Below are 23,588 nucleotides of genomic sequence, written 5' to 3'. Positions count from 1 at the left end.
ACCACGGCGCCGGCCTTGGCGGCGGAGGCACCGAGTGCGGCCGAGGCGCCCAGCGCGGCGGAGGTGCCGAGCCCGTCGGAATCGCCGTCGTCGGTGCGGATGACCACCCAGTGGTTACACGTGCCGCTGCTGCCGGTCCCGATCCCGATTCAGGTGCCGGCCAACGGTGCCCCGCAGAATCAGGTCCCCCAGAACCAGGTCCCGCCGGACCCGGGTCCGCAGAACCCGTTCTCCTCCCCGGGCAGTCCCTAGCGGACGACCCTGCCCACATAGCCGTCCCCTCCGTGCGCGGGTAGGCTTTTAGCTGGCAAACTGCATATAGGCCAGTTAAAACCGGTCGCTCCCACGTGGGGCGGAATGTTGTCGACGGCGGCCGCGCGGTGGGTGGTTCGCCTAGACCCTGTAACGAGCTCGACGGCTTGGAGGGGTTGGAGGGGTTATGGACATCGTCCTCGGGGTATCGATGGAGCCCTCGGCAGTCCGAATGCTGCTGATCGAAGGGGTCAACGCCGACGGCGTCACCGTCGAAGAAGAGAACATCGAAGTGTCCTCGTCACCGGCGGCGCAAGCGGTCGACGCGCTGATCGGAACCCGTGAGGGCGCGCTCGAGGGTGGCTGCCGACTGACTTCGACCGGGGTCACCTGGACCGACCCCGGCCAGGTGCCCGCGCTGCGCACCGAACTCGCTGCCCGCGACATCACGGGCGTGATGCTGGTGTCTCCGCTGCTCGCCGCGGCCGCGCTGGCGCAGACGGTGGGTGCCGCACTCGACTACCGCCACATCGCGATGCTGTTCGTCGAGACCGACAGCGCCACGCTGGCCGTCATCGACGTCGCAGACGGCTCGATCGTCGACCTGCACCGCCAGCCGTTACGCGAGTCCCTGGCAGCCGAGCTGGTGACGATGGTCGCCGGGCTCGACGGGCCGGGATCCCGCGCCGACGGGGTGTTCCTCGTCGGGTGCGGTGTCGACGTCGTCGCCGTCAAACCCACCCTGGAAGCGGTGACGTCGCTGGTGGTCAGCATTGCCGAGGAGCCGGAGATGGCGCTGGCCCGCGGCGCCGCACTGGCTTCGGCGAACGCGCCGCTGTTCGCGGCGTCGACCGCGGCGCTGGCCTACGCGCTGGACCCGGGCACCGGTGAGGTGAACTCGCGCGCACTGACCCCCAGTTATCTCGATGTGTGTGCCATGGCCGGCGTCGACGAGGGTTCCCTGGCCTACAGCGCCGTGGACGACGCGGGCGACATCGAGCACGACCCCGCGGCGACTGGCCTGTTCGCGCGGCACCGGCCGCTGGCGCTGGTCAGTGGCGCGGCGGCCGGCATCGCCGCCGTGGTGGGCGGGATGCTGGTGATGTCGCTGGCCGGCGATGTGCGCCCGACCGCGGCGCAGGAGTCCGCCCCGCGCTCGATTGTGCAGACGCCGCCGCTGCGGGCACCGGCCACCGAGCTGCCGGCGCAGGTGCTGGCACCGGCCTCGAGTGCGCCCCCGGCCGCGGCGCCGCCGACCGAGGTGGCTGCACCGGCCCCGGCCGCAGCTCCGCCACCGGTCGCCGCGCCGCCGGTGCAGACGGTCACCAAACCGGCCCAGGCCCCGGTGAACATGGCGCCCCAGCCCCGCAGGCAGCCCACCCGCCAGGCACCCCCGCCGGTGCAGACGCCGGTGCAGCAGGCTCCGCCACCATCAGCGCCGCCCCCGGCCGCACCCGCGCCGCCGGCTCCGGCACCCGCGGCGCCGACGCCGGTCATGACGGCCTACCTGCACCTGCCGTTCTTCTCGATCCCGATTCCGATCAACCCGCCGCCCCCGCCGCCGGCCCCGCCGGCGCCGGCACCGTGACGCCGGGCGGGCACGTGGCACAACCCGCCGGATGAGCGCAGACTGGGTGGTAACCCTTTCGACTTAGGAGGTCGCGTGAGCGGCAGTGGTTCTTCAGGTGGCGGATTCGGCTTCGACCCCGACGACTTCGACCGGGTGCTCAGGGAAGGTACCGAGGGGCTGCGCGACGCTTTCGAGCGCATCGGCAAATTCGTCGGCGGCCCGGGCGCCCGATCGGGCTGGTCGGCGCTCTTCGAGGATTTGTCGTCGTCGCGGCGCCCCCGCCCGGAGCCGGAGACCACCGGCGACATCGGTGACGGAGTGTGGGCGATCTACTCGGTGGATGCCGGCGGCGACGCCCGGGTCGAGCAGGTCTACGCAACCGAACTCGATGCACTGCGCGCCAACAAGAACAACACCGACCCCAAACGCAAGGTGCGGTTTTTGCCGTACGGCATCGCGGTCAGCGTGCTGGACGATCCGAACACCGACGACGCGGCCGGCGACTCGACCGACTGAGCCGGCGCTCAGCCCTGTTCGACCACGTTGTTGCTGCCGGACTTGCTGATCTTCGGCGAGCCGGAGTGGTAGGTGATCTTGTTGTTCAGTCCGGACGCGTCGATGGCGTCGGAGGTCTCGACGGTGACGATGTTCTGCAGGCCGGAGACCGTGACCGTGGCGCAGTGACCGGTGATTGTCACGGTGTTCGAGATGCCGCTGACGGTGATCTCGTTGCCGTCGCAGCTGACCGAGCGGTTCTCGTTGATTCCGGAGATGATGACCGGCTCGGCGGCCGGGACGGCCGCTGAGGACGTCGGTCCCGCGCTTGGTGCGTGGGTCTTGCCGGTGGGCGGATTGCCCCGCGTTGCGCCGGGCGCGGTGCTCACCGCCGTCGTCTCGGCCGGGCCGACCGGTTCGCTCTCGGACACCTGACGGGCGACGTAGGCGGCGATACCGCCCACCAGGACCAACACGCCGAGCACGCCGACGGCGGCCAGAATCCAGAACCAGCGCATTCCGGACGACGTCCTGGGCGCGGTGCCGGGATACGGCGTGTTGTAGCCGTAGGGCGGCGGCATCGGCCCGGGTGGCGGCGGTGGATAGCTGTAGCCGCCCGCGGCGCCCGATTCGGATGCCCGCGCGGTGTCGGCCAGCGGTTGCTCCAACTCGCGAATCCGGGCTTCCGGATCCTCAGCTGAGTTCATGCCGAGATGCTCCCACACCCGCCGCACGTGGGAATAGGCTCGGCGGCGTGCCCGAGTTGCCGAATCGTCAAATCGTGTTGCGCCGCCGTCCCACCGGGCTGGTCCAGCCCGAGGACACCGAGCTGGTCACCCGCCCGGCACCGGAACCCGCCGCGGGTGAGGCGTTGCTGCGCACCACTTACGTCGGGCTGGACGCCGCGGTGCGGACCTGGCTCGACGACCAGCCCAGCTACCTGCCGCCGGTGCAGATCGGCGAGGTGATCCGCGCCGCCGGGATCGGCCAGGTCGTCGAAACACGTTGCGACGCTTACGCTGTCGGCGACATCGTCACCACGCTCACCGGCTTCCAGGAGTACGTCCTGATTCGCGACGACGTGTTCAGCACGCCGATCCCGGGTGAGGACAACCAACTGGCGATCATGTCCGTGTACGGGCCCACCGGTGCCACCGCCTACTTCGGGATGACCGACATCGGCCGGCCGCAACCCGGGGAGACGGTGGTGGTCTCGGCCGCGGCCGGCGCCACCGGTTCGGTGGCCGGGCAGATCGCCAAGATCGCCGGCGCCCGGGTGGTCGGCATCGCCGGCGGCCCGGACAAGTGCCGGGCGGTGGTGCAGGATTTCGGTTTCGACGCCTGCATCGACTACAAGAACGACGACCTGCCGACCGCGCTCAAACAGCACTGCCCGCGCCGCGTCGATGTCTACTTCGACAACGTCGGCGGACCGATCCTTGACGCAGTGCTCGGCAGGCTGGCCCCCAAAGCCCGGGTGGTGCTGTGCGGCGTCATCTCCAGTTACCTGACGGGGGAGCACCCGGGCCCGGCCAACTACGTGAACTTGCTGTCCAAGACCGCGCTCATGCAGGGGTTCAACGCGCTGGACCAGTGGGGGCGCTTCGACGAGGCCTTCGCCAACCTGCGTCAATGGGAGTCCGAGGGCCGCCTGAAGCACCGCCAGACCATCTTCGAGGGCATCGAGTCCTGCGTCGACGCGCTCAACGGACTGTTCACCGGGGCCAACATCGGCAAGACGCTGGTCAAGGTGAGCGATCCGGGCTGAGCCGGCCCGGGGTCGGCCGACACACCGTCGCTGACCTCCAGGTATTGCGCCACGCGTCGGCGGAGTCCGCGCATCGCCAGGCGGGCTGCTATCTTCCTTGCCATGCCTCAGATGGACCGTCGCCGCATGATCATGATGGCGGGATTCGGCGCACTGGCAGCCGCGATACCGGCTCCGGTCGCGGGAGCCAGCCCGTCCCGCCCGACACCGGCTGCGCCGGCCGCGGGCGCCTCCGGCGGCTTCATCTGGCACGACGAGTTCGACGGGCCGGCCGGCTCGGCGCCAGACCCGTCCAAGTGGTCGGTGTCCACCAACCGCACGCCGATCAGGAACCCGGTCGGCTTCGACCAGCCGCAATTCTGGGGGCAGTACCGCGACAGCCGGCAGAACGTGTTCCTGGACGGCAATTCCAATCTGGTGCTGCGGGCCACCCGCGACGGCGGCGGGGTGTTCGGCGGTCTGGTGCACGGGCTGTGGCGTGGCGGCGTCGGCACCACCTGGGAAGCCCGGATCAAGATGAACTGCCTGGGGCCCGGTATGTGGCCGGCCTGGTGGCTGTCCAACGACGATCCCGGCCGCAGCGGCGAGATCGACCTGATCGAGTGGTACGGCAACGGCACCTGGCCCTCCGGCACCACCGTGCACGCCAACCCGGACGGCACCGCGTTCGAGACGCACCCGATCGGGGTGGATGGCGCCTGGCACAACTGGCGGGTCCGCTGGGACGTCACCGGCATGTACTTCTGGGTGGATTACACCGAGGGCGCGGCGCCCTACTTCTCGGTGCCGGCCACCGGTATCGAGAACCTGGACGAGCCCTTCAAGGAATGGCCGTTCAATGACCCGGGTTACACCGTGTTCCCAGTGCTGAACCTCGCGGTCGGCGGGTCCGGCGGCGGTGACCCCGCTGCCGGCAACTACCCGTCGGACATGCTGGTCGACTGGGTGCGGGTGTTCTAAGCGCCGGAATTGCTTAGGTAGAGGTTCCAGAGTCCGTCAGAGCCTTGGCGGCAGTCCCAGTGCGTGTACGCGCCGTCGTTGTGGGTGATCTCGACGTGCGGGCCGTCGGCCTGGCAGGCGGCCTCGGTGGCATAGCTGCCTTCCACCTGCACCTCGTCCGCATTGGCCAAACCCACCGCGGTGCTCATCAATCCGCCGGCTGCCACCAGAATCCCCGCGGCGATAACGGTCCTCATCAGTAGCCCCTTTCCGGAGTTCGTTGGTCGGGGGATTGCCCGAGCGGCGGCCGTCGAAACGTGAGCTACATCCGGTCATTCGAACGTATGATCGACCGATGGGCCGGCTGGCATCGATCGGGTACAACGGGCAGCCGTTGCGCGGCCCGTTCCGGGTGGTGCGCCCGCCCGTCGCGGTGTTGATCGACCTGACGGTGCTGTTCCCGCGCGAACCGCACCGGTCCGGCCGCTACCACCCGAACGGTCTGCAGCTGCACAAGGTGGTGGAGGGCCGGTTGAGCTGCTGGGGCATCTGCGAACAGGGCGACTGGTGGGGGTTGGTGACCTACCCGGTGGAGTTCGGCGCGAAGCGCAAGTCCGTGACGCACTGGGTGCCGGCGTGGACGTTGCGCCGCAAAGGCGCCTGACCGCGGCGCGGAGTCGACGTAACGCCGGCAGTTAATGTTGGCGTGATGAACCTGCGGCCCACGCGACCACTGCACAGCGTCAAACAGATCACCCGCGGGCTGGGCGCCCTGGACCGCGAATTGTTCGAGGCGATCGCCGAGACCCCCACGCCGTTGCTGGATTCCGCCATGCCCCCGCTGACCCGGGCGGCCGATCACTCCAAATTGTGGTTCGCCATCGCCGGTGTGCTGCTGGCGACCGGAAAACATTCCGCGCGGCGCGGCGCGGTCCGCGGTTTGGTGACCCTGGGCGCGGCCAGCCTGTTCACCAATCAGGGCGCCAAGCGAATCCGGCAGCGGCCGCGTCCGCGCTACGAGTCGGTGCCGTTGATCCGGCGGACGCGCCGCCGTCCGACCTCGAACTCGCTGCCGTCGGGGCATTCCGCCAGTGCCGCGGCGTTCGCGGTGGGGGTGGGCCTGGAGAATCCTCCGTTGGGCTTCGGATTGGCCATGCTGGCGGGTCTGGTTGGCCTGTCGCGGGTGGCCACCGGTGCGCACTACCCGGGCGATGTCGTGATCGGCTTCAGCATCGGGGCCGGTTTGGCCGTGACCGGCGGTCGGCTGATTCCGCCGATCGTCGAGGCTTCGCTGCCGAAGACCGAGCCGCTCCTGGTGTCGGTGCCGGAACGGCCCGACGGCGCGGGCGTGGTCCTGGTGGTCAACCCCGCGTCGGGCAGCGGGACCGGCGCCCGGGTGTTGGATCAGGTGCGCGCCGAGTTGCCGGCGGTGGAGATCGTCGAACTGGGACCCGACGACGACCCGGTCCAGGTGCTGCGCGACGCCGCCGAACGCGCCGAGGTGCTCGCCGTCGCCGGCGGTGACGGGACGGTGTCTGCGGGAGCGGCGGTCGCTGCCCAGACCAAGTTGCCGCTGGCGGTGTTTCCGGCCGGAACGTTCAACCATTTCGCCAAGGACATCGGTTGCGAGACGGTGGCTAAGACGGTGCGTGCGATCCGCCGCGGCACGGTGGCATGCGTGGATCTGATGTGCCTCAATGACAGCCAGATGGTGGTCAACACCGCCAGCATCGGCGCGTATCCCGCCTTCGTGCGCAGGCGGGAGAAGATGGAGAAGCGGATCGGCAAGCCGCTGGCCGGTTTCTACGCCATGTGGCGCACCCTGCGCAACGAACAACCGGTCCGCATCCGCTACGACAATAAGACGCTGCAGACCTCGCTGTTCTTCGTCGGCAATTCTCTTTATCTGCCAACGGGATTCGCGCCGGCTCGGCGTACCCGGATGGACGACGGCCTGATCGACGTGCGCATCCTGGAAACCGGTCGCCGCCTGGCGCGGACCAGGATCGTCGCCGCGCTCGCGCTGGGCCGGCTGCAGCGCAGCCCGCTGTACCACGAGATGCAGGTGCCGGAGTTCACCTTCACCGCCGTCGACGGTCCGACCGTGATCGCCCACGACGGTGAGGTGGGGCAGATGTACGACAAGGCCACCTTCATCTCCAAATACCGGGCGCTGCCGGTGTATCGGTCGCTGCGCTGAGCGTCATTCCGCCGGTTGACCGCCGTGGCGGCGGTAGGCCGACGGGGGCCGGCCCCACGCGCCGCGGAACGCCCGGGTGAACGAGCTGGCGCTGTCGAACCCGACCCGGGTGGCGACCTGCAGCACACTCAGCTCGGGATCGGCCAGCAGCGCCGCGGCCCGCATCAGGCGGGTCTGCTGCGTGTACTCGCGCCAGGTCATCTGCAGTTCGCGGTTACACAGCCGGCGCAGCGAGCGCGGCGACACCCCCGCCGCCGCGGCTGCGTCGTCAATAGTGATGTCTGCCAACGTATTACGAGTGTGCCTGAGCGCTGCCGCGAGTTGCGGATGACTGGTCGTCGGCACGCTGAACGGATGCTGCACCTCGAGCAGTTCGGCGAGTAGTTCGGCGAAGCAGTGGAAGTACGCGTCCGCGACGTGATCTGACGACCTGCGATCGATGGGCCAGCGGCAGGCGTAGCTGATCATCTGCCGGAGCAGCGGCGAAACCGCCACGATCCCGGCCTCCTGCCGCGCCGGCCGCAGGTGCTTGGTGTGCAGGAAGATCGAGATGGAACGCACTCGAGTGTCGATCGTGCTGATGTGCCCGAGCCCGGCGGGAATCCACGCCGCCTGCCGTTCGGACAGCACGTAGGCGCCCGCATCCGTCTCCACTTCCAGCACGCCCTGCACGACGTACTCCAGCTGGTGCAATTCGTGGGCGTGCCGCGGGGTCGTCACCCGATGGCCCTCGTAGACGAATGCGCCGGCAGTCGCGGCACCGCCCTGGCGCATATCCACCAGCACAGTGCTGTCCGCTGCGGACACGTTCGTGTCCGTTCGTGCAGAGAAAGTCATCGCGGTCCGATGATACGACTGGAAGTCATGTCGACACCGTCATTCACACCAGCCGCCGGGGACCCGAAGTACACGAAGTACTACGACACCGTCGTAGCTCTGATGACCCGCGAGGGCCGCTGGCGCTCGGCCGCCATCGACCGGCTGGGGCTGCAGCCCGGTCACCTTGTGGTCGATATCGGTTGTGGCACAGGGTCATTGGCGATCAGGATCAAGCGGGCGCAACCGGCCGCGCGGGTAGTTGGGGTGGATCCCGACCCGCAGATCCTCGCCATCGCGCGGGACAAGGTGCGCAAGGCCGGCGTCGACGTCGAATTCGTGTCCGGCATGGGCGATCAGGCCGCCGAACTCGTCGGACCCGGCAGCGCCGATCGGGTGGTGTCCAGCCTGGTGCTGCACCAGTGCCCGGTGCCGATGAAAAAGGCCATCATCGCGAACATGTTCGCGATGCTGCGACCCGGCGGCGAACTGGTGATCGCCGACTACGGGTGGCAGCGCAGCGCGCTGATGCGGTTGCTGTTCCGGGGCGTGCAACGCGTCGACGGCAAGGCCGACACCCAACCCAACGCCGACGGCATCCTGCCGCAGCTGATCGAGCAGGCGGGCTTCGCCGACGTCGCCGAAGTGCAGGTGATCCGCACCGTGACGGGATCGCTGTCGATTTACCACGCGCGCCGCGACGGCTAGCCCGGGGTCCGGTCAATTGCCCGGTTTCGCTACTCAAATGGGCCGAAATGGGTAAAGATCGACTTAGCTGAACGCATGCGGGGGTGTGGTTCACGCGCTGTCCCGTCATCCCGCGAAAGGACCTCACCCATGAAATCGATCCTGCGAATCGTCGCTCCCGCCCTGGCGGCCCTCGCCACCGGCGCCGTGCTGGGTGCCCCGGCGGCAGCGGCCGACCCCAACAGCTTCCTGGACGAGCTGCAGACCAACAACGTCCACCTGCCCGGCAAGACACCGGCCCAGACCGTCGCTGCGGGCAACCAGGCGTGCAGCGATCTGCGCGGCGGTGCCTCGGTACTGGATGAGATGACCAAGGTCGAACAGAAGTACGGCTTCAGTCAGGGCACCCTGTTCGTCAGTGCGGCGACGACCAACCTGTGCCCCGACTTCGCCTCGCACTGAGCCCGGCCAACGGCAACCGGTCCTCATGCGCACGAACTGTTTTCGCAAGGTAGCCGTCACGCTCTGGATAGTGGCGCTGGTATGTACCGCCGGCTGCAACAAGGGCGGCACCAGCACACCGGCCAGTGGTTCGAGTTCGGGCTCGGGTTCGAGCTCGGGTTCCCGGCCCAGCGGCGGCAAGCCCGGCGCCGGCGGACCGTTGTTCGACGGTAACCAGCCCTTCACCAACAACATCAGCGGCGTCACAGTATCGGGACGAAGTGCCGCGATCATCGAGGCGCTGAATGGCATGGGGGGGTGGGGCAACGACGACAACTTCCAGATCGACTTCTCCATTCCGCTGTTCTTCGCCGATCGCAGCACCCCGCGCGTAGCGGTCGTCGGCGACGAGAACTACTGCGACGGCGGCCCGGACTGTGACAAGGTTCCGGCCAAGATGCCGGTGCCGGACAACGCCCACTTCGAGGGTTCGCCGAACATGTCCTGTGACGTGACGGGCAACACCGACGGCCAGAGCGACTGCCATCTGCTGGTCGCCGAACGGGACGAGCACAAGCTGTACGAGGTCTACCTGGGCAGCAAGAACGGCGACTCGATCACCGCGCACGCCTTCTTCGTGTGGGACCTGAAGAAGAAGTACCCGGAAACGCTGCGCGGCGACCAGTGCACCAGCGCCGACGCCGCCGGCTTCCCGATAGCCGCGTTGCTGCCCACCGCGGACGAAGTCGCCGCGGGCGCGGTCAACCATCCGCTGCGGTTCATCCTGCCCAATCCCCGGATGAAGGCGAAAGTCTACGTTCGTCCCGCGACGCACGCCGGCGGCCCGGACAGCGAAGACCCGAACGCTCCGCCGTACGGGGTGCGGTTCCGGTTGAAGGCGAACTTCGACGAGTCGCCGTTCTCGGCCTCGGAGAAGGTGATCATCAAGGCGCTCAAGACTTACGGCATGCTGCTGTCCGACGGCGGTCAGATTCCGCTGACCTTCGCCGACGACTCGAACAGCACCGCCAAGTGGGCCAACCTCGGGATCACCGACCAGTCCTTCAGCAAGATCGGGGTGGACAACTTCGAGGTGGTGGAATTGGGTCAGGAAGTTCCGCTCACCTATGACTGTGTGCGCAATCCCTGAGCTGAGACGAGTACGGGAATACTCAGTCGCGGCCGGTGTTGCGGCCGCACGCTGATGTGGTGTCCGATGATCTGGGCGGGATCAGGATCGCCACCGCGGCAGCCGGAAAAACACGCGCCAGCGGGCAATTCGCCGCCGAAGCGGTGTGCCTGCAGACCGCCGCGCAATTCGGTGACGGTTCGACCGCGGTCCGGCTGCGGGAACTCGAGACCATCGTGGAAGGGCCCCGGGTCGGCACTGCCGCCCGCTTCGCCGGTGCGCTAGCCACCGGCAATGGAAACGAATTATCCTCGTTCGCAAAGGAATTCGAGGCGATGGGTGATCTGGTCGCGGCGCTGGACGCGGCGGCACACGCGGCGCTGGCCTACCGGCGCCAGGATTTACGCGGTTCGGCGCTGGGATGTTCGACGCGAGCCGAGGCGTTGGCCCAGCGGTGTGGTGGCGCGTCCACACCCGCGCTGCGGCAAGCCAGCATGCGTGTTCCGTTCACGCGGCGGGAGCACGAAATCGTGATCCTGCTGGGCGAGGGTTTTTCTAGTCGCGTGGTTGCCGAACGCCTGACCTTGTCGGTGCGCACCGGCGAAGGTCATATCTACCGGGCGATGGCGAAGACCGGTGTGTCAACCCGCGAAGAACTTGCGGCGCTACTGGTGCACCGATGAGCTTCGCCGCAGCTACTGCTCGTCGAGATACGCGTCGGCCCAGGCGCCGATGATGCGACCGGCCCGGCGGGCCTGCCCACGGGCGGTGAGCAGGTGATCGGAGCCCTCCAGCGAGACGAAGCTGCGCGGATGGCGCGCCAGGCGGAAGATCTCACTGGCGTTTTCGATGTCGACAGTGTTGTCGGTGGGCGAGTGCAGGATCAGTAGCGGCATGCGCAGGCTGCTGATCTTGTCGTGCAGGTGAGCTGCGCGGACATCCTCGACGAAGTCACGCTTCAACGTGAGCGTCCGCCCGCCGACCAGCCACTCGGCGCTGCCCTCCGACAGGCACCGGTCGACCACGGCGTCGTAATGCTTCTCGACATGACTCGGGTCGACGGGTGCCGCGACCGTGACGACCGACCGCACGCCCGGTGCCTGCGCGGCCGCTGCCAGTACCGCGGCACCGCCCCAGGAGTGCCCCACCAGGATGTCGGCCGGGGTTCCGCGGTCAGCCATGAACTGGCATGCCCGGACGATGTCGTCCACCTTGACGGTGAACGAGCCGTCGCCCCAATCTCCTTCTGAGCCACTCAGTCCCAGCGCGTCGAAGCGCAGCATGCCTATCCCGTCGGCGGCCAGCTGCTTACAGATCCGCGCCGCGGCCGGGGACTCCTTGCCGAGGGTGAAGCCGTGCGAGAACACCCCCCAGCCGCGTACTTCCTGATCCGGCTCGTCGATGATTCCGGCGAGGTTCGGCCCGGTCGAACTCGCGAACGTGACGCGTTCGCCCACCGTCAGACCCGACCCGGGATCGGCCGAAACGGCAGTTCCTCGACGCCGTCACCGATGATCAGCGCGGCTCCCGGCGGAACTTCCCGCCACATGCCGGGCAGCTCGGTCAGCGGCTCGGAAACCACCACCCGGGCGTCGTCGCCGAAGTGTGCCAGCCGCTCGCTGTCCGGATAGAGCATGCGTACCGACTCCGGATCTTCGCTGACGAACAGCGTGTTGACCTCGCCCGCGCTGGCGTAGCGGACCGCATACAGTCGCGTTCCGTCGCTCACCCCCACCGTCATCTGCAGCGCCGGCTCGTCCACGCCGGCTGCGGTGGCGGCGTCCTCGACGAATCCCGCCATCCGGGCGATGCCGCCGAGCGGATCCTCGGTGAGGCCGAAGGTGAGAGCCAGGTGGAACATCAACTCTGAATCCGTTGAGCCGCCGATATTTTCGAACAGGTCGGGGCGGACGGCCAGCAGCAGCTCCCGACGCAGCCGCTGATAGCCGCCGACATGACCGTTGTGCACGAACAGCCAGTTGCGGTAGCGGAACGGGTGACAGTTGGTCTGCTGCACCGGCGTCCCGGTACCTGCCCGCACGTGCGCCAGGAAAAGCCGGGTGCGGATCTCGGTGGCCAGTTCCAGCAGATTGTCGTCGCCCCACGCCGGGGTGATGCTGCGAAACAGCGCCGGCTCCGGACGGTGTTCGTACCAGCCCAGCCCGGTGCCGTCCCCGTTGGGAATCTCCATGTTCGGCGCATTCCTGCGACTCTGCTCGATCAGCGACCGCTCCGGGTCGTGCAGCAACTCCCGGGGCGCGATCGGCTCACCCAGGTAAGCGACCCACCGGCACATCCGATCTCCCTACTGCGTCTCGCGGATAACTCTATGCACGAAAGCCAGCTCGCCGACCACCGCGGGGGCAATCTCGAACGGGTACAGCAGATTCTTGCCCAGCGGTGTTCACCCGATTCAGGCACAGCGACAACCACTTCCAATCCTCCAGCATCCGCAACCCGAACTCGGTCCGGCAGTCCGGGCAATGTCGGGATTCGAAGGCGGCGTAGCTGCGGCAGATCGGGCAGGCGAATGCGAGCATCCCGCTGTTAGGCGGACTTGACGGAGTCGGTCGCGAAGAACCCGTGTAGGGCGGTGGCGAGCTGGGCGCGAACGGGCGCACCGGAGACCACCATGTCGACCATGGACAGCGACAGGTGCGTGTGGCCGCGGGCCCGGATGAGCTCGGTGGGAACGCCTGCTGCGGCGAGCGCTTCGGCGTACGCGACGCCCTCGTCGCGCAGCGGGTCGAAATCCGCCACGACGACCACAGCCGGCGGCAACCCCGACAGATCGGCTGCGCGCAACGGTGCGATCCGCGGGTCGTCCCGTACCTGCGGGTCGGCGTAGCAGTCGAAGAACCACCGCATCATCGCGGCGGTGAGGCCGTAACCGTCGGCGTTCTCCAGATAGGAGGCGCGGGTCTGATCGGAGTCGGTCACGGGGGTCAACAACACCTGCCCGACGATCGCCGGGCCGGCTGCGTCGCGGGCGAGTTGGCTTACCACGGCGGCGATCCCGGCGCCCGCGCTCCATCCGCTCACCGCGAGCTGCCCGGGAATGCCGCCGAGTTCGGCGGCGTGCTCGGCGACCCATTGCACTGCGGCCCAACCGTCCTCGAGCGCGGCCGGAAATCGGTGCTCCGGCGCGTGTCGGTAGTCCACCGAGACGATCAGCGTTTCGCTGCGCACACACAGGTCACGGCACAGCGGGTCGTCGGAAACGGAGTCGCCCAGAACCCAGCCGCCGCCGTGGAAATAGACGACGACGGGGTGCGGACCCGGGCTGGCCGGTCGGTAGAGGCGGTAATTGAGGATGCCCCCCGCGCCGGGCAGGGTTCCGTCGACGATCTCGCCGACTTCGGGGCCGGGCGGGCGGGCGAGGTTCATCTCGTCGAGGAAGGCACGTGCCTGCTCGGGCGGCAACGACTCCAGCGGCGGCGGATTCAACAGCGCCATCTGCTCGAGCACCATCTGAACGTCGGGCTGCAGACGGCGCACCACGCCGTCGTTGCACTGCACACCGGCGCTGCCGGATAACCGGAAACCCAGGTAGTCCCGGGCCACCACCTCGTCGCACGCCGCGCGGTAGAAGTCCACTCCGGCGGCGTAGGCCATGAAGGTGCGCGGCTTGCCCGGCACGTTGGCCCCTACGTACCACGAGTTACCTTGGGGGAACAGCGTTATCGATGCCGCGTCGTCCGAATGCTGCATCCATCCGGCCTCGGCCAGCGCAGTGGGTTCGATCTGGTTCAGCTCGTGCTCGCGCAGATACTGCAGGACGTCGGCGACGAAGTCGACGTGCTGCTCGATCGACACCGCCATGTTCGACAGCACCGACGGGCTGTGCGGGCCGGCGATGAGGAAGAGGTTCGGAAATCCCTCGGTGGTCAGGCCCAGATACGTCGACGGACCGTGCGCCCACTTGTCTGTCAGGGTGAGCCCGCCGCGACCCACCATGTCGATCGCCGCAACCGCGCCGGTGATGGCGTCGAACCCGGTGGCGAAGACGATCGCGTCGAGCTCGAAAGTTTCGGTGGCCGTGTCGATTCCGGTCTCGGTGAGGCCGATTATCGGCTGGTCGCGCAGGTTCACCAACCGCACGTGCGGCAGGTTGAAGGTGTCGTAGTAACCGGTATCCAGACACAGCCGCTTCGCGCCGACCGGATAACTGTTGGGGCACAGCGCATCCGCTGTCTGCGGATCGCGCACGATGCCGCGGATCTTGTCGCGGATGAACTCGGCGAATTCCGCGTTGGCCAGCGGATTGCTCATCAGGTCGGCATAGAGGTTGAGGACTTCGAGCAGTTCTCCTCGCTGCCACGCTCTTTCGTACCGCTGCCGCCGCTCCTCGGCGGACACCGAGAACGCCGGGGTGATGGTGCGTTCGGCCGGTACCCCGCCGAAGGAGTATCTCGCGGCGTTGCGGTACGCCTCGTCGTCAGCCAGTTGGGCGAGCTTCTCCGGCGCAATCGGACCATTGTGGGCCGGGATGGAAAAGCACGGCGTGCGCTGGAAGACGGTCAGCTGTGCGGCCTGGGCGGCGATGAGCGGGATCGACTGGATGCCAGAGGATCCGGTGCCGACCACGCCGACCCGTTTGCCGGTGAAGTCGACGGGTTCGTGCGGCCAGCGACCGGTGAAATAGACCTGCCCGGTGAAGTTCTCGACCCCCTCGATGTCGAGGTCCTTCGGTACCGACAGGCAACCGGTCGCCAGCACCAGGTAGCGACAGGTGATCTGCTCGCCGCGGTCGGTGCCCACCCGGTAGATGCCGGAGTCGTTGTCCCAGTGCGCGTGGGTGACCCGGGTGCCGAACTGCATGTCCCGGCGCAGGTCGTGTTTGTCCGCCACGTGGTTGAGGTAGCGCAGGATCTCGGGCTGGGTGGCGTACTTCTCCGACCACTGCCAGTCACGCGACCAGTCCGGATCGAAGCTGAACATGTAGTCGACGCTGGGGATGTCGACGCGGGCGCCGGGGTACCGGTTCCAGAACCAGGTGCCACCGATGTCGTCACCGGCTTCGATGATGCGCATCGAATGGCCCGCACGGCCCAGCCGGTACGCGCAGTACAGGCCCGCGAAGCCGGCGCCGACGACGACGACATCCACATCGGTGTGGCGTACATCACTCATACGCCTATCATCGCTGCTCGCGCGCCATTTGTTTAGGGGTCTTCTCAGCGGCCCCTGCCGACGATGCCGGTTTCCCGTGCCGCGGCCAGCCAGTCGGGGAACTCCGTCATGACCTTGTCGTAGAACGCTGCGTCGCTCAGCGTCGTCACCTGCTCGACGGCGAAGAACCCCGCGTTGTCGATCTCGCGGCCGGTCAACTCGTCCAGTTTGTGCAGGAACGGGAAGTCGCGTTCGCGGCCGATCGCCATGAACTGGATGAACATCGGCAAACCGGAAGCGCGCAGCACGGCGTCCGTGGCGCTTTTGCGGTCGCTGTTGCCGCCGTCGGTGATGAAGGCGACGTAGGTGGGCAGTGTCGCGCCACGTCGCAGACCGGCGGCGATCTGTTCGATGGGCGGCGCGTACTTGGTCATGCCCCAGATGCCTTTGCGGTTGATGGCGCGGTCGGTCCAGCCCTCGCGGTTGGCCAGAGTGACCGGCTCGCCCTCGTGCACCCGGTGATCGAAGAGGATGGTGTCCACGGTGCCGTTGTCGTCGAACAGCAGGGCCATGGCCAGGAACCGGTCGATGAGTTCCTGGTAGCTGCCGTTGCTGAACAGCGGGCGTGACGAACCGGAGACGTCGAGCACCAAGATGACCTCGGCACGTTCGCCGAGGAAGCCGCGCTTCTCCAGCGAGACGCTGGCGGCGTCGAACTTCTTGAGCAGCACCGGCGACTTCTCCGATACCGTCTTGCGCAGGTTGATCTGCCGCTGCTTGTTCATATCGATGCTCGGTGCGGGTGGCGGCGGCTGGGAAGGTTCGTCGTCGACGGAGATGCCGAACGTCGTCGCGATGCCGGCCAGCCCCGAGTCGAAGCCCTGCCCGACGGCGCGGAACTTCCAAGCGCCCTGCCGGCGGTACAGCTCGCCGAAAATCAGCCCGGTTTCGGTGGTCAGCCCCGAGATGGAGTAGCTCGCTACCGGCTCCCCGCCGGAGGACACCTTGATCGACAGCCCGGGCAGCTGCGCGAAGGTCTGACGCTTGGCGGCGGCGTCGTGGATGGACGCCACGAACGCGACACGGTCGATGCCGGCTGGGACAGCGGAGTGTTGACGACGAGGCGGTCGCCGCCGGTCGGGATCGAACCGGCGTGCCGAACCGACCCGTCGCGCGAGGCGGGCTGGTTGTAGAAGATGAGGTCGGCGTCGTCGCGCACTTTGCCCGCGGTGGTCAGCAGCAGAGCGCTGGCGTCGGCGTCGACGCCGGCTACGGCCTGCCAGCTGACCTCGACGACAAGTTCGGCGGTGGGCACTGGCGCGTTGGCGCCCTTGGTCAGCTCGGCCATGAACCCTCCGATTCGTCCGATCGTGGCTACAGCGTAGATGGGCCGAGCCCCGTCGCCCCGTCGGCGTTGACTCTGCGGCTGTGCCGACGAAGTGCTTGTCGACGCCGCCCTCAGCGCAGCGTCGACGGCAAGCCGGAGTATCCGAACACCTTCGCCAGCTGGCGCACGGCAGCGCGCCGCCCGTTGACGGTCAGCGCTCCGGTGGCGACCAACTCCGGAAATCGGGCCGGATTCATTGCCGCCGCAAGTGTTTCCGCCGATCCGACCAGCGTGACGTCCGGTTCGGCCGGTGCGGCGTCGACGACGGCGTGCTCGTCGATGTGCAGCGTGGTGGATCCCTCAGGCGTGACCAGTTGCAACACCAGATCGACCCCGGGCCGTTCGTCCCGCGCGTAGGCCCGCACCGCCCTGGCGAGCCATTGAGGGCGGACCAGGTCTTCTGGGTTGCGTGTCTCCAAAAGCCCACGGCCCCAACGCGCGAACGCGTTGATGACGTCCTCGAGTGCGCGGCCCGCGTCGGTCAGTTCGTAGACCTTGGCCGCCGCGGGTGGCGGTAGGGTGCGGCGCGAAACCAAGCCGTTCTTCTCCAACTCGCGCAGCCGCGCGGCCAGCATGTCCGTAGCGATCGGTGCCAATGCGTGCAGCAGATCGACGTAGCGGCGGGGGCCGTCGAGCAGCTCGCGCACCACCAGCAACGTCCAGCGGTCTCCGACCATGTCCAGGCTTTTCGCCAGCGCGCAGTGCTGGCCATATGACTTCGCCGCCACGGAACGATCTTACAGTAGCTTTCAATATCCAAGTTGGGACTTGGTAATTCCAAGTATGCGGGTGTAGCGTCTACCGCGTGAGCCGCCCCCCTGCTGCAGATGGCAACTCGAAAACCGGCCTGATCGACGTCGACGCACGCCCGGCGCTGGAACACCTGCTCGACATTCGCATCGAGTTCGATCCGGTGCAGATCTTTTCCACACCCGTCGGCACCCGGTTCACCTATGTGGTCAAACACGGACGATGCGAAGGTCCCCGGATTGCCGGCGACATCCTGCCCGGCGGTGGTGACTGGATCCTGTTCGGCACCGACCGCATCGCACGCCTGGACGTCCGCGCCACCCTGCGCACCGATGACGGCGCGTACATCCACATGACCAACACCGGCAGGGTGGAGATGGATCGCGAGACCGCCGGACGATTCACCAGCGGCGAATTCATCCGCCACGACCAGATGATCGCCCGCTCGAGCCCGTTATTCGACACTGACGATGACCGCTACCGCTGGATCAACGCGATACACACCGTGGCGATCAATGAAGTGTCGCTCTCGGAAGTCCGCTACCGGGTTTTCGCGGTCCGATGAACCGGCTGCACGATCTGTACAGCCGTTACCTGGCCGCCTGGTCCGCCCGCGACGCCGACGCGATAGTGGCGCTTCATGCGAGCGATACGACGTTCTGGTTGCGCCACGGCCGTCGTCCGGTGACGGGGACCGCTGCCGTTCGCGACGCGTTCGCCGCGATGTTCGCCGTGTTGCCCCAGCTCGAATTCGACGTCCACCGCACGGAATTCGGTTCCAGCCATTGGGTTTTGGACTGGACGCTGAAGTGTGTGCTGCCTGATGGCGCCGGGGGAGGACGGGACGTGAGCTGGGACTGCATGGACCTGGTGACGGTGACGGACCACTGGCAGGTGCTGCGCAAAGACACCTTCGTAGACGGGGTCGCGTTCGAGCAGGCACTGACACCGGTGACGCGGAGGCGGCCGACGTAGCGTCACCGTCGCTCGGCCCCGGTGGTGACAATTCAACTGCCGACCAAGACACCTGGTCGAATGTTCGATACTGTGCGGCTACTCGACTGAGTTAGGTGAAGGGCGCCTCATGGTTGAAACGGGCTCGACCGACCGCAGCGTGAACCGTCGCAGATTCCTCACCGCGTCAAGCGCATTGGGCGTCGGTGCGGCACTCGGAGGTGCTGCCGCGTGGCCGGCTTTCGGCGACCCAGCCGCGTCGGGACCAGATTGCGGCGGCCCCAACGATGGCGGCGAACTCTATGCCGCCGTCAAGGATGCGCAACCCGGTGCCAAGACCCTGGCACTGGTCGACTTCCCCACAGCCAACAAGGACCGGGCGTACGGGTACGCGATCAAGACGGGGGCGAAAGGTCCGTGGGACTGGTTGTGTATCCCGCTGATTCGGGTTTCCGGCATCGAATGCGAGAAGTGCTGGAAGGGTCAGATGCTCAACCTGTGGCCCTACGCCGCAGCGTGGGTCAACAACGCACAGAGCAAACTCGCCGGCACCGACTGGGCTCTCGGCATCAACTCCGGGGACCCGCAGGCGCGGACTCAGAACCAGATGCACATCCACGTGACCAAACTGCAGAAGAATGTGCGCGACCAGATCACCGCCGCGGAGAAGAACAAGGTGCCCGTCGCCCAGAGTTTCGGCGACTGGCCGAAGAAGACGATCGAGCTCAACGGTCGACTGTTCCGGTGGGTGCATGTGAAGAATCTGGACCAACCGATCTTCGAGGAAGCCTTCAAAACGGTCGCACAGGGCCAGGCCGGTGAGATGAAGCATCAGTGCATCGCCGTCACCACGGCGGCATCCGGCGGGTTCTACATCATCAACAGCCAGGGGCAGCTCAGCACGCAGGGGCATCACCCGTTCGGCATCAAGACCATCGACGGTCTGTTGTATCGCCAGTAGCTCCAGGAGTACGGCCGGGCAGCCGTCACCAGAGATAGGTTGAGAGCATGAGTGCTGCCGGCATCGTCCTCGTAGCGCTCGCGATCGCCGTCGGAATCATCGGCATCGTGGTGCCGCTATTGCCGGGCACGCTGCTGGTGTTCGTCGCGATCGTGGTGTGGGCCGTCGTCGAGGACAACATCACCGCCTGGGTGACGCTGGGCGTGGTGGCCGCGTTGCTCGGTGCTGCTGTATTGATCAAATACGCCTGGCCCGTGAAGCGGATGCGGGCGGCCGACGTGCGCACGCTGAGTCTGGTGGCGGGCGCGGTGGGGGGCATCATCGGTTTCTTCGCGATCCCGGTGGTCGGCCTGGTGATCGGCTTCGTGCTGGGTGTCTACGTGGCCGAGTTGGCCGTCCGCGGAGACCAGCGATTGGCATGGACCTCGACGAAGCACGCCGTGAAAGGTGTCGCATTATCGATGGGCGTCGAGCTGGCTGCCGCACTGTTCGCCACCGTCGCGTGGGTGATCGGGGTGTTTCTCACGCAGTAAGCGCTTGCCGCCTTCACCTTCTTGCCAGGAAAAGTCGGCGGGACCGCCTTACCGAGCGCGACACTCGACGGCTTGTCACGCTGCCGAAATTCGGCGGTCAGGTGCTCATTGAGTTGCACGGAGTTTGAACTGCACGTGTGGAGCCGATGGCGGGAATCGAACCCGCGTATTCAACTTGGCATCCGTCCGTCAACTGGAGCGCGCAAGTTGGTCAAAGTGTTGTGGGGCATGCGATCGACGTCTGATGCAAACTTCGCTGCACAACTCGTCGATCTTGTCCTGATGCAGAGCCTCGCCCATGCGCTGTGTTTATCGCCTAGGGCGCAGCTGCGGTGATTGCGCGGTAGATCTCTCGGGCGACGAAGTATCGCCCATAGCTGCCATACGGGCCCTCAACTATGCCCAGCGCCAGCAACTTCTTCACGGCAGTGTCTATGCCTTGCGGTGTCTTGTTGAAGCGCCGTGCGAGTGCTGGAACACGCACAATCGGAGTGTCGACGAGTGATTCGACGATGTCACGCGCAACCCCGCCTCGATACCCGCTGTCTTGGAGAATCTGCACGTAGTTGCGTTGGGCGTCGAGCATCAGATTGACGCGGCGCGCGGTGTCAATCGCGGAGGCCTCGACTCCTTGGGAAAAGAACCGTATCCATGAATCCCATTCACCTGTCTGCGAGACTCGCGCAAGCTCGTCCTCATACTCGCTTCGGCGGATTTCGAACCATGGTGAAACGCTCAGCAGCGGCTCTTGGAGCAGGTTGTCGACCATGAACTGGAGGACGATGAGTAGCCGTCCGATACGGCCATTGCCGTCATTGAACGGGTGCAGGGTTTCGAACTGATAGTGAGTCATTGCGGCAGCGATGAGTGGGTCTCGGTCGCCTCCGGCGGGTATCCATGCCACAAGGTCGCGAACGGCGGTTTCAAGTCCGGTGCCCGGCGGCATTGTGACAAACCTTGCCGACTCGATCGTTCCGTCAGGGCTTCCGATCGCGACCTGGCAGCGTCTGATGCGCCCTGCGTCACGCGTCTCGGCGTCCGTTCCAAGGACGAGTTGCTGGTGGGCGTTCAATAGAAGGCTGGTCGTGACGGTCCGATGCTCGGCCACGTAATCGAACGCGACGTCCGCCGCATCCACGTAGTTGAGGACTTCCCTCAACGCGGCGCTTCTGTTCTCGTCGGCGCCGGAGTCGGCAGCCAGGACGTCATCGAGCGGCGCGAATGTACCTTCCAGCGCGGATGTGCTCTGCGCCTCTCGGCTCAACGTTGGTCGTCGGAGTATTCGAGGGTTGCCAACCTGACGTGATGCCTGGTCCAGGTGAGCGAGCGCCCGGCTAGCGCGGGTGACAGCCCGCCATGTGCCGCCTTGAAGGTTGGGCTCCGCCCCGAGCGGGTGAGCAACGTACGCGAAGTGATCGTAGGATCGCCCGTTTCGGCCGTCTGTACCGGAGATGGGCCAAAGGCTGCCGAGCGGGCTCGACGCAAACTGCTCTACCTGCACAAACCAAGTGTACCGCCTCACTGGTTGGTATTACATGCATGAAATTCAGTTCCATTTGGTTTTAGTTGACCAAAAACAACTGACGGCACCTTTCACTTGTTGATGAGGCGATGACAACAAGTTGAATTGGCTTTACCGGGGCGCCGATGCAGCTGCGCGGCGGCAGCGCGGGCCGCAGCAGGCGACGACGAGGGCTGGAAGACGACGGGAAGGGTCCGGAATATCGAATATCCGGTCCTCGCTGCGGGAGGCACTGGCGCCGCACGAGCATCTGTGATGGGTGACACCCCATAGCTTCCGGCGGACCGCTGGAACGGTCGTCAGGGACGGGCTCGGGATAGAGGCAGCTCAACACCAGCTCGGCCACGGGCAGGTTGCCACGCCCGAAGGTCACTACATGCAGCGGGTGACGGCAGGGCCACAAATACGGGATTTCGTTCATTGCGGTTTGCCGGCAAACTCTGTTAAGGCCCTGACCTGCATGTATGGAGCCGATGACGGGAATCGAACCCGCGTATTCAGCTTGGGAAGTCGAACGGCGGCGTCTGGTCGGCTCTGTCGAGGTTTGCGCTGGTCTGCCGAGCTGGGCGAATCGTCTGGTCCTGTCCGCCCAAGTCCGGGGTTGTGGGCCTCAGTTGTGACATCGGTGTGACAACGAGGTGCTGATTTGCGAGGGGCGTTGGGGTGGGTCGGAAGGAGCATGACCCGCATCCGGTAGCAGTATGGTTCCCGGTCTGGCGACTTCGCCGCTCATCCGTCCGTTCGACCGGCAACTGAGGAGAAACATTCCGATGCGAGTGCTCGTCAGTCACGAGGACGACGACAGAGTCGGCGTTGACCTGCTTGGTCGCGTCGACGGACTCGAGGTCGTCATCTACGACCCCAGCGGGCCACTCTCACCTGAGCAGTGCGACGCTGCGATCCTGATCCCGCCGTACCGCAGCAGCCATCGCCCGATCCCGCTGTTGAAAGAACTCCGCGGCCTCCGCATGGTTCAGCTTCTGTCCGCGGGGGCCGACGAGTGGGCTTCTGACGTGCCGCCTGACGTCATCCTGGCCACCGCCCGCGGGGCACATGCCGGACCCGTCTCTGAGTGGGTGCTGTCAGCGATCCTGTGCCTCTACCGTCAGTGGCCGGCGCTCGTGGATTTCAAGCGGGAGCACACGTGGGCGCATCGTCGCGTTGCCGCCGACACTCTCGCTGGGAGCCGGGTGTTGATTCTCGGAGCGGGTGCAATTGGTGGGGCCGTCGCCGAGCGACTGCGGGCATTCGACGCTCTACCTGTCCTTATTGCCAGTCGGGAACGCGCCGGCGTGCTCAGCCCGGAAGCAGTGCCCGAGATTCTGCCGACGTGCGATGCGGTCGTTATTACCGCGCCGCTGACCGACTCGACGCAGGGCATGGTCGACGTGGCATTCCTCGGTGCACTCCCGGATGGCGCCCTGGTCGTCAACGCCGCCCGCGGCAAGATCGTTGACACCGACGCACTCGTAGCGGAGTTGCAGACTGGGCGACTGCGGGCGGCCCTCGACGTCACTGAGCCTGAGCCGCTGCCGGAAGACCATCGCCTCTGGGATTGCCCAGGCACGATCATCAGCCCTCACATGGCGCGGACCGTGCCAGGAACGAACGCCCTCTGCTACGCCGTGGCCGCAGAACAGATACGCACGTTCCTGAGTGGAGGATCGCCGTCGAACGCGGTGGTTGCCGGTAGCTGACGCGTTGCTCTTAGCGGGGAAGCGTGGCCCAGTGCGCGAATCAGCGAGTACATCGACGCAGCGAAGGATCAGGTCGCAGACTTCATCGCGCCGGGTGTCGTGGCCGGCAACGGCCTGGACGACGGTCCCCACTGACGCGCCACGAAGGCCGACCGCGCGAATTTGGACCCCGCCGCCACGTAGTGGTGGTGGGGCGGTTCGTATCGGAGGAGGGTTGAGGGCGCGGCGTTCCGGCTGATCGGTGCCGAAGCGCAGCAGCGGCAATTGGACCCGGAGAGCAGCAGGCGTGCTGCGGACCGCCGTTGTGGGCGACGAATGCTCGGCGCGATGGCGGAAACTTTGGCCGCAGGTATGAGATGGCAGGAGTTAATGAAG

At 66.7% G+C, this 23,588-nt stretch carries 24 protein-coding genes and 3 pseudogenes; 17 read left to right on the top strand and 10 right to left on the bottom strand.

Features of this window, described 5'->3' with window-relative positions; all coding sequences use genetic code 11:
- The 3 genes and pseudogenes from AC5Y5Z_RS24680 to AC5Y5Z_RS24670 all read left to right on the top strand — a co-directional run.
- Positions 1-252 (top strand): annotated as a pseudogene (locus tag AC5Y5Z_RS24680) (Hsp70 family protein); the annotation flags it as partial.
- A gap of 187 nt (positions 253-439) precedes the next feature.
- The gene (locus AC5Y5Z_RS24675) at positions 440-1,840 is read left to right on the top strand and encodes a DUF7159 family protein (protein WP_463828897.1); all 1,401 of its coding nucleotides are present in this window, start codon (positions 440-442) and stop codon (positions 1,838-1,840) included.
- Positions 1,841-1,915: 75 nt separating this feature from the next.
- Positions 1,916-2,338, top strand: a complete 423-nt coding sequence (locus AC5Y5Z_RS24670; RefSeq protein ID WP_463828895.1) for an Rv0313 family protein — start codon at positions 1,916-1,918, stop codon at positions 2,336-2,338.
- A gap of 8 nt (positions 2,339-2,346) precedes the next feature.
- Here AC5Y5Z_RS24670 and AC5Y5Z_RS24665 read toward each other — a convergent pair whose 3' ends face one another.
- Positions 2,347-3,024 (bottom strand): DUF3060 domain-containing protein, encoded by a 678-nt coding sequence (locus tag AC5Y5Z_RS24665; RefSeq protein ID WP_499928094.1) that lies wholly within the window; start codon positions 3,022-3,024, stop codon positions 2,347-2,349.
- 47 nt (positions 3,025-3,071) lie between these two features.
- On the opposite strand from AC5Y5Z_RS24665, the gene AC5Y5Z_RS24660 reads away from it, so the two are divergent.
- Both AC5Y5Z_RS24660 and AC5Y5Z_RS24655 read left to right on the top strand, forming a co-directional pair.
- On the top strand, positions 3,072-4,085 hold the full coding sequence (locus tag AC5Y5Z_RS24660) for an NADP-dependent oxidoreductase (protein WP_499928092.1): 1,014 nt from the start codon (positions 3,072-3,074) through the stop codon (positions 4,083-4,085).
- 102 nt (positions 4,086-4,187) lie between these two features.
- Positions 4,188-5,045, top strand: a complete 858-nt coding sequence (locus AC5Y5Z_RS24655; protein WP_463828892.1) for a glycoside hydrolase family 16 protein — start codon at positions 4,188-4,190, stop codon at positions 5,043-5,045.
- Here AC5Y5Z_RS24655 and AC5Y5Z_RS24650 read toward each other — a convergent pair.
- Positions 5,042-5,281: a hypothetical protein gene (locus tag AC5Y5Z_RS24650; RefSeq protein ID WP_463828891.1), complete on the bottom strand. Its 240-nt coding sequence runs from the start codon at positions 5,279-5,281 to the stop codon at positions 5,042-5,044. The two genes, AC5Y5Z_RS24655 and AC5Y5Z_RS24650, sit on opposite strands and share 4 nt — an antisense overlap.
- A 98-nt stretch (positions 5,282-5,379) precedes the next feature.
- Between AC5Y5Z_RS24650 and AC5Y5Z_RS24645 the strand changes: the two genes are divergently transcribed.
- Together AC5Y5Z_RS24645 and AC5Y5Z_RS24640 are read left to right on the top strand one after the other, a co-directional pair.
- A complete protein-coding gene (locus AC5Y5Z_RS24645) occupies positions 5,380-5,688 on the top strand; it encodes a hypothetical protein (protein ID WP_463828890.1) in 309 nt (102 codons plus the stop codon).
- A gap of 45 nt (positions 5,689-5,733) precedes the next feature.
- Positions 5,734-7,224, top strand: a complete 1,491-nt coding sequence (locus tag AC5Y5Z_RS24640) for a bifunctional phosphatase PAP2/diacylglycerol kinase family protein (RefSeq protein ID WP_463828889.1) — start codon at positions 5,734-5,736, stop codon at positions 7,222-7,224.
- 3 nt (positions 7,225-7,227) lie between these two features.
- Here the strand turns inward: AC5Y5Z_RS24640 and AC5Y5Z_RS24635 are convergent, their stop codons facing one another.
- Complete coding sequence (locus AC5Y5Z_RS24635; RefSeq protein WP_499928088.1) at positions 7,228-8,031, bottom strand: helix-turn-helix transcriptional regulator; 804 nt, start codon at positions 8,029-8,031, stop codon at positions 7,228-7,230.
- A gap of 57 nt (positions 8,032-8,088) precedes the next feature.
- On the opposite strand from AC5Y5Z_RS24635, the gene AC5Y5Z_RS24630 reads away from it, so the two are divergent.
- The 4 genes from AC5Y5Z_RS24630 to AC5Y5Z_RS24615 all read left to right on the top strand — a co-directional run bounded on the left by AC5Y5Z_RS24630 (position 8,089) and on the right by AC5Y5Z_RS24615 (position 10,980).
- On the top strand, positions 8,089-8,748 hold the full coding sequence (locus AC5Y5Z_RS24630; RefSeq protein ID WP_499928087.1) for a class I SAM-dependent methyltransferase: 660 nt from the start codon (positions 8,089-8,091) through the stop codon (positions 8,746-8,748).
- 129 nt (positions 8,749-8,877) lie between these two features.
- Positions 8,878-9,189 carry a DUF732 domain-containing protein gene (locus tag AC5Y5Z_RS24625; protein ID WP_463828886.1) on the top strand — a complete coding sequence of 104 codons (312 nt, stop codon included), beginning with the start codon at positions 8,878-8,880 and terminating at the stop codon, positions 9,187-9,189.
- A gap of 70 nt (positions 9,190-9,259) precedes the next feature.
- Positions 9,260-10,318: a hypothetical protein gene (locus tag AC5Y5Z_RS24620; protein WP_499928085.1), complete on the top strand. Its 1,059-nt coding sequence runs from the start codon at positions 9,260-9,262 to the stop codon at positions 10,316-10,318.
- Positions 10,319-10,377: 59 nt separating this feature from the next.
- Positions 10,378-10,980: a response regulator transcription factor gene (locus tag AC5Y5Z_RS24615; RefSeq protein WP_499928083.1), complete on the top strand. Its 603-nt coding sequence runs from the start codon at positions 10,378-10,380 to the stop codon at positions 10,978-10,980.
- Positions 10,981-10,992: 12 nt separating this feature from the next.
- On the opposite strand, the gene AC5Y5Z_RS24610 is transcribed toward AC5Y5Z_RS24615, so the two are convergent.
- The 6 genes and pseudogenes from AC5Y5Z_RS24610 to AC5Y5Z_RS24585 all read right to left on the bottom strand — a co-directional run bounded on the left by AC5Y5Z_RS24610 (position 10,993) and on the right by AC5Y5Z_RS24585 (position 17,524).
- A complete protein-coding gene (locus tag AC5Y5Z_RS24610; protein ID WP_463828883.1) occupies positions 10,993-11,754 on the bottom strand; it encodes an alpha/beta hydrolase family protein in 762 nt (253 codons plus the stop codon).
- Positions 11,755-11,756: 2 nt separating this feature from the next.
- Entirely contained in the window at positions 11,757-12,593 is an 837-nt protein-coding gene (locus tag AC5Y5Z_RS24605; protein WP_473140197.1) for a class II glutamine amidotransferase, read from the bottom strand.
- A 251-nt stretch (positions 12,594-12,844) separates the two neighbouring features.
- On the bottom strand, positions 12,845-15,430 hold the full coding sequence (locus AC5Y5Z_RS24600) for a flavin-containing monooxygenase (RefSeq protein WP_499928081.1): 2,586 nt from the start codon (positions 15,428-15,430) through the stop codon (positions 12,845-12,847).
- A gap of 44 nt (positions 15,431-15,474) precedes the next feature.
- Positions 15,475-16,194: a VWA domain-containing protein gene (locus AC5Y5Z_RS24595; RefSeq protein ID WP_499928096.1), complete on the bottom strand. Its 720-nt coding sequence runs from the start codon at positions 16,192-16,194 to the stop codon at positions 15,475-15,477.
- 117 nt (positions 16,195-16,311) lie between these two features.
- Positions 16,312-16,757, bottom strand: a pseudogene (locus tag AC5Y5Z_RS24590) (TerD family protein); the annotation flags it as partial.
- A gap of 110 nt (positions 16,758-16,867) precedes the next feature.
- Entirely contained in the window at positions 16,868-17,524 is a 657-nt protein-coding gene (locus tag AC5Y5Z_RS24585) for a winged helix-turn-helix transcriptional regulator (RefSeq protein WP_499928079.1), read from the bottom strand.
- A gap of 77 nt (positions 17,525-17,601) precedes the next feature.
- On the opposite strand from AC5Y5Z_RS24585, the gene AC5Y5Z_RS24580 reads away from it, so the two are divergent.
- The 4 genes from AC5Y5Z_RS24580 (at position 17,602) to AC5Y5Z_RS24565 (ending at position 19,994) form a co-directional block, all read left to right on the top strand.
- Positions 17,602-18,111, top strand: coding sequence for a DUF3237 domain-containing protein (locus AC5Y5Z_RS24580; RefSeq protein ID WP_473140193.1), 510 nt, complete (start codon positions 17,602-17,604; stop codon positions 18,109-18,111).
- Positions 18,108-18,521 (top strand): nuclear transport factor 2 family protein, encoded by a 414-nt coding sequence (locus tag AC5Y5Z_RS24575; protein ID WP_473140192.1) that lies wholly within the window; start codon positions 18,108-18,110, stop codon positions 18,519-18,521. Before AC5Y5Z_RS24580 ends, AC5Y5Z_RS24575 begins: the two co-directional genes overlap by 4 nt.
- Before the next feature lie 109 nt (positions 18,522-18,630).
- Positions 18,631-19,461: a CDP-diacylglycerol diphosphatase gene (locus AC5Y5Z_RS24570; RefSeq protein WP_473140191.1), complete on the top strand. Its 831-nt coding sequence runs from the start codon at positions 18,631-18,633 to the stop codon at positions 19,459-19,461.
- 47 nt (positions 19,462-19,508) lie between these two features.
- Positions 19,509-19,994: a DUF456 domain-containing protein gene (locus AC5Y5Z_RS24565; RefSeq protein ID WP_473140190.1), complete on the top strand. Its 486-nt coding sequence runs from the start codon at positions 19,509-19,511 to the stop codon at positions 19,992-19,994.
- Positions 19,995-20,310: 316 nt separating this feature from the next.
- Here the strand turns inward: AC5Y5Z_RS24565 and AC5Y5Z_RS24560 are convergent, their stop codons facing one another.
- Positions 20,311-21,495 (bottom strand): Fic family protein, encoded by a 1,185-nt coding sequence (locus AC5Y5Z_RS24560; RefSeq protein ID WP_499928076.1) that lies wholly within the window; start codon positions 21,493-21,495, stop codon positions 20,311-20,313.
- Between the two features lie 220 nt (positions 21,496-21,715).
- On the opposite strand from AC5Y5Z_RS24560, the pseudogene AC5Y5Z_RS24555 reads away from it, so the two are divergent.
- Together AC5Y5Z_RS24555 and AC5Y5Z_RS24550 are read left to right on the top strand one after the other, a co-directional pair.
- Positions 21,716-21,925: pseudogene (locus AC5Y5Z_RS24555) on the top strand (site-specific integrase); the annotation flags it as partial.
- A gap of 292 nt (positions 21,926-22,217) precedes the next feature.
- Entirely contained in the window at positions 22,218-23,213 is a 996-nt protein-coding gene (locus AC5Y5Z_RS24550; protein WP_473140180.1) for an NAD(P)-dependent oxidoreductase, read from the top strand.
- Positions 23,214-23,588: the final 375 nt, after the last annotated feature.

It is taken from the genome of Mycobacterium sp. NGS29 (assembly GCF_059812965.1).
The sequence above is the reverse complement of the archived record's forward strand: the minus strand, read 5'-3'. Positions and strand labels throughout refer to the sequence as shown.

Bases quoted from the DNA above. Each gene is read 5' to 3' on its own strand.
- AC5Y5Z_RS24565 (WP_473140190.1), top strand. From the start codon at position 19,509: ATGAGTGCTGCCGGCATCGTCCTCGTAGCGCTCGCGATCGCCGTCGGA.
- AC5Y5Z_RS24570 (WP_473140191.1), top strand. From the start codon at position 18,631: ATGGTTGAAACGGGCTCGACCGACCGCAGCGTGAACCGTCGCAGATTC.
- AC5Y5Z_RS24650 (WP_463828891.1), bottom strand. From the start codon at position 5,281: ATGAGGACCGTTATCGCCGCGGGGATTCTGGTGGCAGCCGGCGGATTG.
- AC5Y5Z_RS24675 (WP_463828897.1), top strand. From the start codon at position 440: ATGGACATCGTCCTCGGGGTATCGATGGAGCCCTCGGCAGTCCGAATG.
- AC5Y5Z_RS24625 (WP_463828886.1), top strand. From the start codon at position 8,878: ATGAAATCGATCCTGCGAATCGTCGCTCCCGCCCTGGCGGCCCTCGCC.
- AC5Y5Z_RS24575 (WP_473140192.1), top strand. From the start codon at position 18,108: ATGAACCGGCTGCACGATCTGTACAGCCGTTACCTGGCCGCCTGGTCC.
- AC5Y5Z_RS24605 (WP_473140197.1), bottom strand. From the start codon at position 12,593: ATGTGCCGGTGGGTCGCTTACCTGGGTGAGCCGATCGCGCCCCGGGAG.
- AC5Y5Z_RS24630 (WP_499928087.1), top strand. From the start codon at position 8,089: ATGTCGACACCGTCATTCACACCAGCCGCCGGGGACCCGAAGTACACG.
- AC5Y5Z_RS24550 (WP_473140180.1), top strand. From the start codon at position 22,218: ATGGTTCCCGGTCTGGCGACTTCGCCGCTCATCCGTCCGTTCGACCGG.
- AC5Y5Z_RS24655 (WP_463828892.1), top strand. From the start codon at position 4,188: ATGCCTCAGATGGACCGTCGCCGCATGATCATGATGGCGGGATTCGGC.
- AC5Y5Z_RS24665 (WP_499928094.1), bottom strand. From the start codon at position 3,024: ATGAACTCAGCTGAGGATCCGGAAGCCCGGATTCGCGAGTTGGAGCAA.
- AC5Y5Z_RS24640 (WP_463828889.1), top strand. From the start codon at position 5,734: ATGAACCTGCGGCCCACGCGACCACTGCACAGCGTCAAACAGATCACC.
- AC5Y5Z_RS24645 (WP_463828890.1), top strand. From the start codon at position 5,380: ATGGGCCGGCTGGCATCGATCGGGTACAACGGGCAGCCGTTGCGCGGC.
- AC5Y5Z_RS24595 (WP_499928096.1), bottom strand. From the start codon at position 16,194: ATGAACAAGCAGCGGCAGATCAACCTGCGCAAGACGGTATCGGAGAAG.
- AC5Y5Z_RS24600 (WP_499928081.1), bottom strand. From the start codon at position 15,430: ATGAGTGATGTACGCCACACCGATGTGGATGTCGTCGTCGTCGGCGCC.